Annotated in this window: 16 protein-coding genes; 14 read left to right on the forward strand and 2 right to left on the reverse strand. The window is 75.5% G+C overall.

Going from position 1 to position 14191, the window contains the following annotated elements:
• Positions 1 to 16 precede the first annotated feature (16 nt).
• The 6 genes from folP (at position 17) to ASF50_RS17115 (ending at position 4246) form a co-directional block, all read left to right on the forward strand.
• Positions 17 to 850, forward strand: a complete 834-nt coding sequence (gene folP, locus ASF50_RS17090; RefSeq protein WP_056865248.1) for a dihydropteroate synthase — start codon at positions 17 to 19, stop codon at positions 848 to 850.
• Positions 847 to 1230: a dihydroneopterin aldolase gene (gene folB / locus ASF50_RS17095; RefSeq protein ID WP_056905287.1), complete on the forward strand. Its 384-nt coding sequence runs from the start codon at positions 847 to 849 to the stop codon at positions 1228 to 1230. Before folP ends, folB begins: the two co-directional genes overlap by 4 nt.
• A complete protein-coding gene (gene folK / locus ASF50_RS17100; protein ID WP_056905288.1) occupies positions 1227 to 1796 on the forward strand; it encodes a 2-amino-4-hydroxy-6-hydroxymethyldihydropteridine diphosphokinase in 570 nt (189 codons plus the stop codon). Before folB ends, folK begins: the two co-directional genes overlap by 4 nt.
• A gap of 3 nt (positions 1797 to 1799) precedes the next feature.
• Positions 1800 to 2324: a DUF3180 domain-containing protein gene (locus ASF50_RS17105; protein ID WP_082503327.1), complete on the forward strand. Its 525-nt coding sequence runs from the start codon at positions 1800 to 1802 to the stop codon at positions 2322 to 2324.
• Between the two features lie 10 nt (positions 2325 to 2334).
• Positions 2335 to 3036: a hypothetical protein gene (locus ASF50_RS17110; protein ID WP_235557726.1), complete on the forward strand. Its 702-nt coding sequence runs from the start codon at positions 2335 to 2337 to the stop codon at positions 3034 to 3036.
• A gap of 100 nt (positions 3037 to 3136) precedes the next feature.
• Positions 3137 to 4246 carry a GNAT family N-acetyltransferase gene (locus ASF50_RS17115; protein ID WP_056864881.1) on the forward strand — a complete coding sequence of 370 codons (1110 nt, stop codon included), beginning with the start codon at positions 3137 to 3139 and terminating at the stop codon, positions 4244 to 4246.
• 48 nt (positions 4247 to 4294) lie between these two features.
• On the opposite strand, the gene ASF50_RS17120 is transcribed toward ASF50_RS17115, so the two are convergent.
• The gene (locus ASF50_RS17120; protein WP_200919156.1) at positions 4295 to 5287 is read right to left on the reverse strand and encodes an ABC transporter ATP-binding protein; all 993 of its coding nucleotides are present in this window, start codon (positions 5285 to 5287) and stop codon (positions 4295 to 4297) included.
• A 3-nt stretch (positions 5288 to 5290) separates the two neighbouring features.
• Here ASF50_RS17120 and ASF50_RS17125 point away from each other — a divergent pair, with 3 nt between their 5' ends.
• From ASF50_RS17125 to ASF50_RS17135, 3 genes are all read left to right on the forward strand, one after another.
• Positions 5291 to 6016: an ABC transporter permease gene (locus tag ASF50_RS17125; protein ID WP_082503328.1), complete on the forward strand. Its 726-nt coding sequence runs from the start codon at positions 5291 to 5293 to the stop codon at positions 6014 to 6016.
• The gene (locus ASF50_RS17130) at positions 6013 to 6801 is read left to right on the forward strand and encodes an ABC transporter permease (RefSeq protein WP_082500385.1); all 789 of its coding nucleotides are present in this window, start codon (positions 6013 to 6015) and stop codon (positions 6799 to 6801) included. Before ASF50_RS17125 ends, ASF50_RS17130 begins: the two co-directional genes overlap by 4 nt.
• A gap of 84 nt (positions 6802 to 6885) precedes the next feature.
• Positions 6886 to 7866: an ABC transporter substrate-binding protein gene (locus tag ASF50_RS17135; protein ID WP_056864879.1), complete on the forward strand. Its 981-nt coding sequence runs from the start codon at positions 6886 to 6888 to the stop codon at positions 7864 to 7866.
• 278 nt (positions 7867 to 8144) lie between these two features.
• On the opposite strand, the gene ASF50_RS17140 is transcribed toward ASF50_RS17135, so the two are convergent.
• On the reverse strand, positions 8145 to 9269 hold the full coding sequence (locus ASF50_RS17140) for a glycosyltransferase family 2 protein (protein WP_056905289.1): 1125 nt from the start codon (positions 9267 to 9269) through the stop codon (positions 8145 to 8147).
• A 142-nt stretch (positions 9270 to 9411) separates the two neighbouring features.
• Between ASF50_RS17140 and ASF50_RS17145 the strand changes: the two genes are divergently transcribed.
• The 5 genes from ASF50_RS17145 to panD all read left to right on the forward strand — a co-directional run bounded on the left by ASF50_RS17145 (position 9412) and on the right by panD (position 14184).
• Complete coding sequence (locus ASF50_RS17145; protein ID WP_056905290.1) at positions 9412 to 10566, forward strand: sulfotransferase family protein; 1155 nt, start codon at positions 9412 to 9414, stop codon at positions 10564 to 10566.
• A gap of 10 nt (positions 10567 to 10576) precedes the next feature.
• Entirely contained in the window at positions 10577 to 11491 is a 915-nt protein-coding gene (locus ASF50_RS17150) for a hypothetical protein (protein ID WP_056905291.1), read from the forward strand.
• Positions 11492 to 11711: 220 nt separating this feature from the next.
• Positions 11712 to 12722: a Rossmann-like and DUF2520 domain-containing protein gene (locus ASF50_RS17155; protein ID WP_082503329.1), complete on the forward strand. Its 1011-nt coding sequence runs from the start codon at positions 11712 to 11714 to the stop codon at positions 12720 to 12722.
• Positions 12719 to 13765, forward strand: coding sequence for a pantoate--beta-alanine ligase (gene panC, locus ASF50_RS17160; protein ID WP_056905292.1), 1047 nt, complete (start codon positions 12719 to 12721; stop codon positions 13763 to 13765). Before ASF50_RS17155 ends, panC begins: the two co-directional genes overlap by 4 nt.
• Positions 13765 to 14184 (forward strand): aspartate 1-decarboxylase, encoded by a 420-nt coding sequence (gene panD, locus ASF50_RS17165; RefSeq protein WP_056864874.1) that lies wholly within the window; start codon positions 13765 to 13767, stop codon positions 14182 to 14184. The genes panC and panD overlap by 1 nt, the downstream gene beginning before the upstream one ends.
• The last annotated feature ends 7 nt before the right edge of the window (positions 14185 to 14191 follow it).

The following is a 14191-nucleotide window of genomic DNA, read 5'->3' on the forward strand; positions in this document are numbered from 1 at the left end:
CGACCGGCCCCGCGTCATGGGCGTCGTCAACGTCACCCCCGACTCCTTCTCCGACGGCGGGCGCTACGTCGAGCCCGCGGCCGCCGTGGCCCACGGGCGTCGGCTGCTGGCCGACGGCGCCGACGTCCTCGACATCGGCGGGGAGTCGACCCGCCCCGGCGCGACCCGGCCGCTGGTGGCCGAGGAGCTGGCCCGGGTGGTGCCGGTGATCGCCGCGCTGGCCGCCGAGGGCGCCGTGGTCTCGGTCGACACCATGCGCGCCGAGGTCGCCGCGGCGGCGCTGGAGGCCGGCGCGGTGATCGTCAACGACGTCTCCGGCGGGCTGGCCGACCCCGAGATCCTGACCGTGGCGGCGGCCGCGGGCGCGACGTACGTGGCGATGCACTGGCGTGCCCACGCCGACCACATGCGCGACTTCGCCGTCTACGACGGCCCCGGCGGGGTGGTGGCGGCGGTCTGCGAGGAGCTGGAGGAGCGGGTCGAGGCGATCCGCGCCGCCGGCGTGGCCGACGACCGGATCGTGCTCGACCCCGGGCTGGGCTTCGCCAAGCGCGGCGAGCACAACTGGGAGCTGCTGCGCGACCTCGACCCGGTGCTGGCGCTGGGCCACCCGGTGCTGGTGGGCGCGAGCCGCAAGTCCTTCCTGGGCGCCCTGCTGGCCGGCCCCGACGGCGCGCCGCGCGAGCCCGAGGGGCGCGAGCACGCCCACGCCGTGGTGCTCGCCCACCTCGCGGGGGCCGGTGCGTGGGGCGTGCGGGTCCACGACGTACGGTCGGCGCGCGACGCGCTGGCCGCGGCCCGGATGCTCCGGGCCCCCTCCGCGCAGCCCGACGACAGGAGCCCCGCATGAGCCCGCGCACGAGTGACGAGCTGGCCGTGCTCGCGGTGGAGTGCTGGGGCCACCACGGGGTCTTCGAGTTCGAGCGGCGCGAGGGCCAGACCTTCGTCATCGACCTCGTGCTGGGCCTCGACACCACCCCCGCGGCCGCCTCCGACGACTTGCACGACACCGTCGACTACGGGAGTCTCGTGGCCGACGTGAAGGCCGCCGTCGAGCGTGACCCGGTCGACCTGATCGAGACGCTCGCAGGACGCGTGGCCGACGTCTGCTTGAGGGATCACCGTGTTGAATGGGCGCGGGTGACGATCCACAAGCCGGATGCACCCATCGAGGCGACGTTCGCGGACGTCGCGCTGACGATCACCCGAAGACGCGAGGACGCGACGTGACCGAAACCCCCAACCCGCACATCATCGACGCCGACACCCTCACCGGTGAGATGCGCCCGATCCGTCGCGCGGTGCTGGCCATCGGGTCCAACCTGGGAGAGCGCCTCGCCGCCCTCCAGGGCGCGGTCAACGCCATCGCCGACACCCCCGACGTCTGGGTCACCGGCGTCTCCCCGGTCTACGAGACCGAGCCCGTGGGCTGCCCCGAGGGGTCGGAGAAGTTCCTCAACGCCGTGGTGCTCATCGACACCACGCTGGCCGCCAACCGCCTCATGGACCGCGCGCTGGCCATCGAGGACGCCTTCGAGCGCGAGCGCACCGTGGTGCCCAACTCCCCGCGCACCCTCGACGTCGACCTGGTCGTCGTCGGCGACCGCCGCAGCGACGAGCCGTCGCTGCGCCTGCCCCACCCGCGGGCCAAGGAGCGGGCCTTCGTGCTCAAGCCCTGGTTCGACCTCGAGCCCGACGCCACGCTGCCCGAGGCCGGCCCCATCGCCGAGCTGCTCACCGCGGTCGGCATGGACGGCGTCGCCCTGCGCGACGACCTCCACCTCGAGGTCGAGTGAGTCGTGGCCCCCGGGCCCGACCGCACCCCTGACGCCGGCGGACCGGAGCGTCCGTCCGGTGACCCCGAGGATCCCCGGCGGCTGCGGCCGACCTCCCCGGCGGCGCTGACCGCGACCGGCGTGGTCGCCCTCGTCGTGGGCTGGCTGCTGCGTCCGGTCCTCGAGGCGGCCTCGGGCTCGGCCCCGCAGATGTCGTGGGCCCAGCCCGCCACGCTGCTGGTCGTGGCCGCGGCCGTCGCCTGGACGGCCTGGGCCACGTGGCGCGCCCTCCAGGTGCGCCACGAGCGCATGGAGGCCCACCGGGCCGTCAACCGCCTCGCGCTCGGGCGCGCGAGCGCCTACGTCGGCGCCCTGGTCGGCGGGCTCTACGCCGGCTACGCCGTCAGCTGGCTGGGGCTGCGGGCCGAGCTCGCCGAGGCCCGGGCCATCCGCTCGGCCGTCGCCGCGCTGGCCGGGGTGGTCATCCTGGTCGCAGGGCTGGTCCTGGAGCGCGCGTGTCGCGTCCGTGGCGACGACCCGCCGCCCTAGTCTGGTCGCCATGACCTCCCCATCGGCCCCGTCCGTCACACCCGCCACGGAGCCGAGCACGGGACGCACCCCCTCGAGCGCCTCGACGAGCGCGTCGGCCTCGCGGCGGCGCCAGCGCAGCACCCGCCTGACGGTCGCCACGCTGCTGCTCGTGGTCGCGGCCGTGGTCGTGCTCGCCGCGGCCCTGTCCGGCTCGTGGGTCGCCGGCGTCGTCGCCGGGGTGAGCGCGGTCCTGCTGGGCGCGGCCGCCACCCGCATCACCTACTCCGAGCTGCTCCAGTCGCGTCGTGACGCCAACCGCGACCGCGCCGAGCAGGCCCAGGCCTACCGCCGCATGGCCGAGGAGCGCTCGGTGGAGCACGCCGCCCACGTCGCCCGGCAGGTCGGTGACGTCCGCTCCGAGCTGGGGGCCCGCCTCGCCGAGCGCGAGACCGCCCTCTCCGAGCTCGAGGCCGAGCTGGCCAAGCTCCAGAAGCACGACGCCGAGACCACCCGCCGCCTGCTCGCCGAGACCAAGCGCGCCCAGGAGCTCGAGCGCGAGGGCGCCCTCACCGCCCGCAGCCTCGACGCCGCCGAGGAGCGCGCCGCCGAGGCGATCGTGCGGATGGCCGAGGTCGAGGCCGAGATCGACGTGCTGCGCGCCGAGGTCGAGACCGTCACCGCCGCCTGGCGCAGCGCCGAGGCCGAGGCCACCCGCCGCCGCCGCGCGTGAGCCCAGCCTCCCGGCCCGGGCGGCCCGCGGGCCCCGCGGGCGCTGCGTCGCTCCGCGGGGTGGTCCACCGCGGCCGCGGCGTACGGCAGGATGGCTCCTCGTGATCCCCGAGGAGTCCCGGTTCGAAGAAGACCCCGTCGAGCTGGTCCCCGACCCTCCCGGGCTCCCCGCCGACTGGAGCGTCGACAGCCCCGACCCGGCCGACCGGGCCGACGTCGAGCGGCTCACGACCCTGCTGCGCGCCCACGAGCGCCACGGCCGCGGCTGGGCCGGCGCCAGCGTCGACGACGTGCTCGTCGAGGTCTCCGAGCGCGGACTGCGCACGCGGCAGAACGTCGTGGTGCGCGACGCCGACGGCCTGATCCGCGCCTGGGGCAGCGTGCACGACCGCGCCGGCGGCCGGATGCTCTTCGTCCACGTCGTCGAGCGCGACCTGCCCGCCCGCACGGCCGACGCCTGCTCCGACGTGCTCGTCGAGTGGGCCGTGGGCCAGGCCCGTGCCGTCGGCGAGGCCCGCGGCCTCGAGGTGCAGCAGATCGACACCGGCGCCTTCGAGGGCGACGAGCGCCAGGCCCGCTGGCTCACCGAGGGCGGCTTCGCCAAGGTCCGCACCTGGTGGCAGATGAGCCGCCCGGTCACCGCCGAGGAGTCCTCGCTGGTGCCCGACCCCGCGCTGTGGGAGCGCAAGGGCGTGCGCTTCCGCCAGGTGCGACGCGCCGGCGGCGGCATGCCCGACGACGAGGACCTGCGCGACGTCCACGACGTCCTGGAGGAGGCCTTCCTCGACCACTTCAACTCGTGGGAGGAGACCTTCGACGAGTTCCTGCACCGGCTGCGCGAGGACCCCGGCCACCGCTGGGACCACTGGTGGCTGGCCGAGCTGCTCGACGGCGCCGACGACGGCGCCGCACCCCAGGCGGTCGGTGCGCTGGTCGGCACGGTCTCGGAGAGCGCCGACGGGCCCGACGGCTCCTACGTCTCCTACATCGGCGTGCGGGAGGCGGCGCGCGGCCGCGGGGTGGCCAAGGGCCTGCTGCGCACGATCATCGCCGACGCCGCCGGCCGCGACCGCGACCGCGTGGGCCTCGAGGTCGACGCCGACTCCTCCACCGGCGCCGACGGGCTCTACACCTCGATGGGCTGGGTGACGACGTACGTCACCGAGTCGTGGCACCGCGACGTGCCGGTGGCCCCCGCCGACCAGGCCTGAGGGCCCGGCCGGCCCGCGAGGGCCCCGTCCGCGGGGACGGAGTGTGCCTCAGCCCAGCGAGGCGCGCAGGGCGCGGTGCACGCCGTTGGGCGTGAGCACGCCGACGAAGCGCGCACCGTCCTTGACCCCGACCATGCCCTTGTCGTCGCGCAGCAGCACGGCCAGCGCCTCCTCCAGGGTGGCGCCGACGTCGACCGCCGCGCCCAGCTGACCGGCGCTGACCCCGTCGAGGGGCTCGAGGTGGGCGGGGTCGATCGGGGTGACGGTGAGCCGGCGCAGCCCGCGGGTCGAGCCCACGAAGTCGGCCACGAAGTCGTCGGCGGGGCGGCCCAGCAGCTCCGCGGGGGTGGCGTACTGCGCCAGGCGGCCGCCGGTGGCGAAGACCGCGACCCGGTCGCCCATGCGCACGGCCTCGTCGATGTCGTGGGTGACCAGCACGACGGTCTTGCCCAGGTCCCGCTGCAGTCGCAGGAACTCGTCCTGGAGCCTGACCCGCACCACCGGGTCGACGGCGCCGAAGGGCTCGTCCATGAGCAGCACCGGCGGGTCGGCGGCCAGCGCGCGGGCCACGCCCACGCGCTGGCGCTGACCGCCCGAGAGCTGGTGGGGGTAGCGGTCGCCGTAGGTCGACGGGTCGAGCCCGACGAGGTCCATGAGCTCCTCGGCGCGGCGGCGGGCGGTCGCCTTGGACTCGCCGTAGAGCAGCGGCACGGTCATCACGTTGGTGACGATGCGCTGGTGCGGGAAGAGGCCCACCTGCTGGATGACGTAGCCGATGCCGCGGCGCAGCTCGACGGGGTCGACCCCCGTGACGTCGGCGCCGTCGATCTCGATGCGCCCGGTGGTCGGCTCGATGAGCCGGTTGACCATCTTCAGCGTCGTCGACTTGCCGCAGCCCGACGGGCCGACCAGGCAGACCAGCTCGCCGCGTCCGACCTCGAGGTCGAGCTCGTGGACCGCCACGGTGCCGTCGGGGTAGGTCTTGCCCACGCCCGAGAGCCGGATCATCGGCTGGCTCGCGGGGGAGCCGGTAGGTTCCATGCGGTGACCCTACTCGTGCAGGCCGCGGCGCTGGCCGTGCCGACCGCCGACGCCGGGCCGTCCTGCTACAGCCGTCTGACCAACGAGTGGTTCTGCTGGCAGTACGTCACCGACCGGCAGTCCGAGATCGTCGACGCCACCGTGGAGCACGTGTGGATCACCGTGGCCGCCGTGCTGGCGGGCCTGCTGATCTCCTTCCCGCTGGCCGTGCTCGCCCGCCGCCTGCCCCGGCTGGAGTCGACCATCCTCGCGGTCTCGACCGGCATCTACACCGTGCCGTCGCTGGCCCTGCTCCCGCTGCTGGTGCCCTTCACGGGTCTGTCGCCCACGACGGTGGTCATCGGGCTGGCGCTCTACGCCCTCACCATCCTCGTGCGCGCCTTCCTCGAGGGGCTGCGCTCGGTGCCCGACGAGGTCCGCGAGTCGGCCACCGGCCTGGGCTACGGCCCGGGCCGCCTGCTGCTGCGCGTGGAGCTGCCGCTGGCGCTGCCGGTCGTCATGGCCGGGCTGCGCGTGGCCACCGTCTCCACGGTCGCGCTCACCACGGTCGGCTCCCTGGTCTCCTACGGCGGCCTGGGCAACCTCATCAAGGACGGCGTGCTGACCGACTTCCGCGCCGAGCTGCTCACCGCGGCGGTGCTGTGCGTCGTGCTCGCGATCGTCCTCGACGTGCTGCTCGTGGCGACCCAGCGGGTGCTGACGCCCTGGACCCGGGGGGTGCGGGCATGAGGGTGCTCCAGGACGCGTGGGCCTACCTCACGACCGCCGCGAGCTGGACCGGCGACGGCGGCATGCTCGAGCTGCTGCTCCAGCAGCTGCTCCTCACCGTCACCGCCCTCGGGCTGGCCGCCGCCCTCGGGCTCCCCGTGGCGCTGTGGCTGGGCCACCTGGGCCGGGGCGGCTTCCTGGCGATCAACATCTCCAACATCGGTCGGGCCGTGCCGACCTTCGCCCTCCTCGCGCTCCTCGTCACCGCCGACGCCTGGGGCTGGACCCAGGGCTGGTTCCCCGGGGTGCGCGAGGCGGGGCCCTACGGCCGCGCCGGCCTCGCGACGCTGGTCGCGCTGACCCTCTTCGCCCTGCCCCCGATCATCACCAACGCCTACGTCGCCGTGCGCGAGGTGCCCGCCGACGTGCGCCAGGCCGCCGACGGCATGGGCATGACGGGGCTGCAGAAGTTCCGCCGCGTCGAGCTGCCCCTGGCCACGCCGCTGGTGGTCTCCGGGCTGCGCCTGGCCCTGGTGCAGGTGTGGGCCACCGCCACCATCGCCGCGCTCGTGGCCGGGCCCGGGCTGGGCCGGGTCATCACCGACGGCTTCGTGCGCAACCAGTACGGCCAGGGCATCGCCGGCGCGGTCGTCGTGGCCGTGGTCGCGCTGCTGCTCGAGCTGGTCGCCGCCCTCGCGCAGCGCCTCACCACCCCTCCCGGGTCGCCGGGTGCGCGTCCCACGGGTCGGCCTCGCCGGTCCGGGGGAGCCCCGGCGTCGGTCGCGGCGCCTACAGTCTCGTCCTAGCCGACGCCGTCGGCCCCTGACGCGGGTCCGCCCGCCGACCGGACACGCGCGGGCGCCGCCCGCGGGACACAGAAGGTGCACCCCATGAAGCTGCGACGTTCCCTGGCCGCGGTGCTCTCCGCCGGCACCCTGCTGGCCGCGAGCGCCTGTGCCGGCGACGAGCTCGACGACACGGCCTCCGACGACGCCTCCTCGTCGTCGTCCCCCTCGGAGTCCACGGGCTCCGAGCCCGCCGCCGGTGGCGGCCCCGTCACCATCGCGAGCCAGAACTTCCCCGAGGCGGCCCTGGTCGCCTCGATGTACGAGCAGCTGCTCGCCGACGCGGGCTACGAGCCCACCGTCAACCTCGTCGACGCCCGCGACGCCTACCTCGGCACCTTCCCCGGTGACGTCGACGTCGTCCCGGAGTACGTCGGCGGCATCGTCAACGCCCTCAACGCCCGGGAGAACGGCGACGACGCCGAGCCCTTCGAGACCGGTGACGGCGAGGAGCTGAAGGCCGACGGCGCCGACCTGCTCGAGGCCGCCGGCATCACCCTGCTCGACGTGTCGCCCGCCACCGACACCAACGCGTTCTTCGTGACCCAGGACTACGCCGAGGAGAACGACGTCGACGAGCTCTCCGACCTCGAGGGCGAGTCGGTCGTGCTGGCCGCGGCCCCCGACTGCGAGGGACGCCTCGACTGCGAGGGCGGCCTGGTCGACGAGTACGGCATCGACGTCACCGAGGTGCTGCCCCTGGGCTACGCCAGCGACCAGACCTACCAGTCGGTCCTCGACGGCGAGTCGGAGCTCGGCGAGACCAGCACCACCGACGGCACGCTGGAGTCCCTCGGGCTCGTCGTGCTCGAGGACGACCAGGAGATCCAGCCCGCCCAGAACCTCGTGCCGGCCGTCTCCGACGAGTTCCTCGACGCCAACCCGGGCGTCGCCGACGTGCTCAACCCGCTCATGGCCGCGCTGACCACCGAGAAGCTCACCGAGCTCAACGGCCGGATCTCGGTCGACCGCGAGCAGACCGAGGACGTCGCCCTCGACTTCCTGCAGTCCGAGGGCCTGCTCTGACGCACGCCCCCTGAGGCACCACCGGTCCCACCAGCACCACCCGGGCCGTCCGACCCCGCCGCCCGCGGCACCTGTCGGCCCAGACCCGCACCTGTCGGCCCGTGCGTCGGCCGACAGGTGCGGGTTTCACCAGTCAGCCGGTGAAACCCGCGGCACGCCGTACGCCCCGCCGCCCGCGGCACCTGTCGGCCCGGACCCGCACTGGTCGGCCCGTGCGTGGGCCGACCGGTGCGGGTCTCGCCAGCCGGCCGGTGAAACCCGCCGCCGCGCCGACCGCCTCAGACCTCGTGCGCCCGCAGGGCGACGGCGGCGGGGTCGAGGGAGGCGGGGTCGAGGACGGGCAGCGCGAGCCGCGCCCCGTCGGGGCCGGAGGTGCGGGGGGCGGGGCCGGGGTGCTCGGCCATCCACGCCATGACCGCCGCGGCGTCCTCGCGCCGGCCCTGCTCCACGAGCCACCCGGTCAGCCGGTGCACCGGCGGCAGGCCGGAGGCGGTCAGCGACGTGGGCCCGCGGCCGCCGGGGGCACCCGCCCCCCACAGCGAGAGCACGCCGGAGCGCAGCAGCTCCCACCACGCGTCGTCGCAGCCGGGGATCTCGGTGAAGTAGCGGTGCAGGTCGCCGGCCAGCACGCGGTCGCGCATGACGTCGACCACCTCGCCCCCCGTCGCGGCCGGGGCGTCGGCCGCCCACTGCTCCACGCTGCGCAGCGAGTCGCGCTTGGTCGACCAGCGGTCGGTGAGGTCGGCCAGCGAGGAGCGCTGCTGGGTGATGGAGCTGCCGTCGGTGCGGATGCGCCAGTGGTAGACCACCTCGGGCAGCACGCTGATGCGCCGCGCGGCCAGGTAGGCCCGGGTCAGCGTGGGCTGGTCCTCGTAGCGCACGCCCTCGGGCCAGGTGAGGCCCGCGGTGTCCCAGAAGGCCCGTGACCAGAGCTTGTTCCAGGCGAAGACGTCGCCCATCAGCTCGGGCAGCTCCGCGATCCCCAGGGCGCGGCGCTCGCGGTGCAGCCGGCGCATCCAGGGCGGCTCGGTGAGCCGGCCGTCCTCCCAGCGCGCCACCGAGCCGGTGACCAGGTCGCTGTCGTCGCGCCTCAGGGCCTCGAGCATGGTGGCGTAGGCGTCCGGCGGCACGACGTCGTCGGAGTCGGCGAAGGCCAGCAGCGGGCCGGTGGCGTGGGCCAGGCCGGCGTTGCGGGCGGCGCCGAGGCCCTGGTTGGCCTGGTGCACGACGCGCACGCGGGCGTCCTGCTCGGCGTAGGCGTCGGCGACGGCGCCCGACCCGTCGGTGGAGCCGTCGTCGACGACGACCACCTCGAGCGCGCGGTGGCTCTGGGCCAGGATGCTGTCGAGGCAGGCGGGCAGGTAGGCGGCGACGTCGTGCACGGGCACGACCACGCTGATCACGGGACCGTCGGCCGGGCCCTCGGCCGGACGGTCTGCCGGACCGTCTGCGGGACCGTCCGCAGGCCCGCGTCGGGGATCGCGTCGGCGCAGCCTCACGCGCCCACCGTAGTGGCGGGCCCGATCGGCAGTAGGCTCCCCTCCCGTGACCGCCCTGCCTGACGCCACCGTGCCGCCCACCCCGGACCCCGCCGACCACCCGCGCAAGGTGCTCTTCGTCGCGGGCGCGGGCCGCAGCGGCACGAGCACGATGGCCGGCCTGATGCAGATCCTGGGCCTGCACGTGCCCAAGCCGGAGGTCGTGCCCGACGAGACCAACCCCAAGGGCTTCGGTGAGCCGGCCTGGGCCGTCGAGCACCACACCCGCCTGCTGCGCGAGGCGGTCGTGCAGGTCAGCGACTCGCGACCCGACGCGTGGTTCGAGACCGGCCGCATCTCCACCCGCGAGCCCGAGCGGATCCGCACCGCCCAGTGGCTGGAGTCGCACTTCGAGGTGGCCAGCGAGCTCGTCGTCAAGGACCCCCGGCTGAGCTGGTTCCTGTCGCTGTGGCGGGTCGCGGCGATCCGCAGCGGCGCCACCCCGGTCTTCGCCACCATGCTCCGCCCGCCCGCGGAGGTGGTCGGGAGCAAGCAGAAGTACTACGCCAACCGGCTCGGCTCGGCCCACCTGGCCAGCTCCTGGCTCAACATGCTGCTCCACACCGAGCGCGCCACCCGCGAGTCCGTCGCCGACGGCGGTCGCGTCTTCGTGCGCTACTCCGACCTGCTCGACGACTGGACCCGCGAGACGATGCGCGTGGGCGAGCAGCTGCAGCTCCAGCACGTCCTGCACGCCACCAGCGAGCAGATCCGCGACGGCCACCGCTTCGTCGACCCCGGCCTGCGCCGCGTCACCCAGACCCTCGACGACCTCGCCCTGCCCCCGCGCCTGCACGAGCTCACCGCCGAGACCTGGTCGGAGCTCAACAAGCTCGCCGAGCCCGGCGGCGACCAGCCGGCCGTGCACGAGGCCCTCGACCAGCTGCGCCAGGGCTACACCGACCTGTACGCCGAGGCCGAGGCGATCAGCCGCTCCTCGGTCGTCGCCACGGAGCACCGGATGCGCCAGGGCGGTCGCGGCCCCGGTGGCGGCCAGACCGGCCCCGGCGGCCAGGGCGGCCCCGGCGGCCCGAAGCCGGCCGACGCGCCCTCCCCCGACGCCCCGGTGCGCGCCGCCGACCGGGTGCCCCACGGCCTGCGGGCGATGGTGCCGGCCCCGGTGCGCCGCGGGCTGCGCAAGGCCGCCGGCCGCGAGCGCTGAGGGCCCCGCCGTGAACGCCATCCGCCACCCCGACGGCCTGCGCAACCTCGAGGGCCACGCCGACTTCGACATCACCTGGCCCTGGCACCGCCCCGGCGGCCTGCGGGCCGGCTCCACCGCCGTGCTGCGCGTCAAGGACGAGGCCCGCGCCCTGCCCTTCGTGCTCCCGCCGCTGCTGCGCGCCTGCGACGAGGTGCTCGTGGTCGACAACGGGTCGACCGACGGATCCCCGGAGGTGGCCGCCGCGACCGCCGAGCGGGCCGGGCTGGGTCACCGGCTGCGCCAGGCGACCTACCCCTTTGCGGTCGCGCGCGCCGGCGCCGAGCACCTCGCCACCCACGAGCTCTCGGTGCACTCGCTGTCGTACTTCTACAACTGGTGCTTCGCCCAGGTCGCCACGCGCTACTCCTGGAAGTGGGACGGCGACATGGTCCTCACCACCGAGGGCGAGGTCTCGCTCGGCGACCTCGCGTGGCAGGTCGGCGACGTGCAGTCGATCATCCGCGTGCCGCGCCACGGGCTCTACCTCGACAGCGACTCCCACGGCTACCTCGACCTCGGCCTGCGCAACGCCGAGGAGTGGGGCTACCCCGTGGGTCCCGACTTCGTCTTCACCAAGGCCTTCGAGTGGGAGATCCGCTCGACCCCGGAGCAGTGCCGCTCGATCGGGCTGCCCCACGGGCTGTGCGTGGAGCTGAAGTTCCTCGACTCCGACGAGTTCGCCCACTGGACCGACCCCGAGTCCTTCGCCACCAGCTTCCGCAACAAGCGCAAGCGTCGCGAGTGGGCGGTCTTCCAGTCGCTGCGCCAGGGCGTCGTGCCCGACGGGGTGCACGAGATCACCGCTCCCGAGGGCGTCCACATCGTCGACCACGTCACGCAGACCTGGCTGCCGCGCGCGCCGCGCCCGCTCCAGGTCGGCTGAGACCCGCGCCCGGCCACTCCCGCGCCCTCTCAGCAGCGACCGGCCTGTCGGCCAGGTCACACCCGATCGCCTTACCCCGCGGGGGCGGTCGGCGTAGATTCGTGGTGCATCTGACGAGCTCACCGTTCGGTACCCACCCCGGCCTCCCGACCCGCAGCCAGCACGACCGGCAGCGCGGCGACGGAGGTGGTCGGAGGGACTGAAACGAAAGGTCACGGTCATGGTCCCACCCGCGCACAGCCCTGCCCCCGGTCCCGACCCCACCCCGGTCACCCCGGCGGGTCGGCACCTCGCCGCGCCCGGCGCCGCCCCCCTCCGCATCGGCGTCGTCGGCGCCGGCCGGGTCGGTGCCGTGCTCGCCGCGCGGCTGCGCTCCGCCGGCCACGAGGTCGCCGCCGCCGCGGGGGAGTCGCCCGCCTCGCTCGAGCGCATCGCCACGCTGCTGCCCGGCGTCGCCGGCGCCAAGCCCACCGCGGTCGCCCGCGCCTGCGACGTCCTGCTGCTCACGGTGCCCGACGACATGCTCGACAACGTCGTCTCCATGCTGGCCGCCAGCGGCGCCCTGCGCCCGGGCCAGCACGTCGTGCACACCTCCGGGCGCCACGGGCTCGCGGTGCTCGCCCCCGCCGAGCGGGTCGGCGCCCGCGTCCTCGCGCTGCACCCCGCGATGACCTTCACCGGCACCGCCGTCGACCTCGAGCGGCTCTCCGGCTGCGTTCTCGGCGTGACCGCCGCGCCGGCCGAGCGCGCGATGGCCGAGCGCCTCGCCGCCGGTCTGGGCGGGCGGCTGATGAGCGTGCCCGAGGAGATGCGCACGCTCTACCACGCGGGCCTGGCCCACGGCGCCAACCACCTGGTCACGCTGGTCAGCGAGGCCATGGAGATGCTGGCCGCGGCCGGCGCCGACGACCCCGCCGGCACGCTGCGCCCGCTGCTCACCGCGGCGCTCGACAACGCCCTCGACCGGGGCGACGCCGCGCTCACCGGCCCGATCGTGCGCGGCGACGTCGGCACGGTGCAGGCCCACCTCGAGGACCTCGCCGCCAACGCCGCCCACACGCTCCCGTCGTACGTCGCGATGGCGCGCGCCACCCTCGACCGCGCGGTGGCCGACGGTCGCCTGCTGCCGCTGCGGGCCGTGAAGATCACCCGCGCGCTCGACGCGGCCCTCGCCGGGGCGCCGCACGCCGAGCCGGCTCCGCGCCGCCACCGCGCCGGGGACCCCCGGTGACCACGCCCGGCACGACGACCGGCACCACCGCGACCAGCACCGCGACCACCACCGCGACCACCACCGCGACCAGCACCGGCACCAGCACCGCGACCAGCGCCCGGCCCGGTCCTCCGACCAGGCCCGTCCTGGCCCGCGACCGCGCGGAGCTCGCCGCGGCGCTCGCCGGGGTGCGGGCGGCGGGGGAGCCGGTGGCGTTCGTGCCGACCATGGGCGCGCTGCACGAGGGCCACGCCAGCCTGGCCCGGCTCGCGCGCGAGCACGCCGGGGCCCGGGGGGCGGTGGTCGCCTCGGTCTTCGTCAACCCGCTGCAATTCGCGCCGGGTGAGGACCTCGACCGCTACCCCCGCACGCTCGAGGCCGACCTCGAGGTCTGCGCCCGCGAGGGCGTCGACGTCGTCTTCGCCCCGTCGGCCGAGGAGATGTACCCCGGCTGGCCGCAGGTCCGCGAGCCGCAGGTGACGGTCGAGCCCGGCCCGCTGGGCTCGGTGCTCGAGGGCCGGACCCGTCCGGGCCACTTCCGCGGCGTGCTCACCGTCGTGGCCAAGCTGCTCGGCCTGGTGCGTCCCGACGTCGCCGTCTTCGGCGAGAAGGACTACCAGCAGCTCACGCTCGTACGCCGGATGGTGGCTGACCTGTGTCTCGGCGTGGACGTGGTCGGCGCCCCGACCCGGCGCGACGACGACGGCCTGGCCCTCTCCAGCCGCAACCGCTTCCTCGAGCCCGACCACAGGCGCGCCGCCCTCGCCCTGAGCCGCGCCCTGCGGGCCGCGCAGGGCGCGGCGGCGTCGACCGACCCGGCGCAGGCGGCCCCCGCCGCCCTGGCCGCCGCCCGCGCCGAGGTCGACGCCGAGCCCGGCCTCGACCTGGACTACCTCGTGCTCACCGACCCCGACCTGGCCGACCCGCCCGCGCGGCCGGAGCCGGGCGCCCCCGCCCGCGTGCTGGTCGCCGCCCGCGTCGGCACCACCCGCCTCATCGACAACCTCCCCCTCGCCCTCGGGCCGACCGGCCCGGGCCACCAGACCGCAGGAGCCTCCTGATGCTGCGCACCATGATGACCAGCAAGATCCACCGCGCGACCGTGACGCAGGCCGACCTGCACTACGTCGGCTCGGTCACCGTCGACGAGGACCTCCTCGACGCCGCCGACCTGCTGCCCGGCGAGCTGGTCCACATCGTCGACATCACCAACGGCGCGCGCCTGGAGACCTACACCATCGCCGGTGAGCGCGGCTCGGGCGTGCTCGGCATCAACGGTGCCGCGGCCCGGCTCGTGCACCCCGGCGACCTGGTCATCCTCATCGCCTACGGCCAGATGGAGACCGCCGAGGCCCGCACCCACCGGCCCCACGTGGTCTTCGTCGACGCCGACAACAAGATCCTGGCCACGGGCTTCGACCCGGCCGAGGCCGTCGCGGGCTCCGGTCTGGTCCGCGGCGACACCGTGGCCGGGCGCTAGCCTTCGA

The organism is Nocardioides sp. Leaf307 (genome assembly GCF_001423135.1).
Taxonomy (GTDB): domain Bacteria; phylum Actinomycetota; class Actinomycetes; order Propionibacteriales; family Nocardioidaceae; genus Nocardioides; species Nocardioides kribbensis.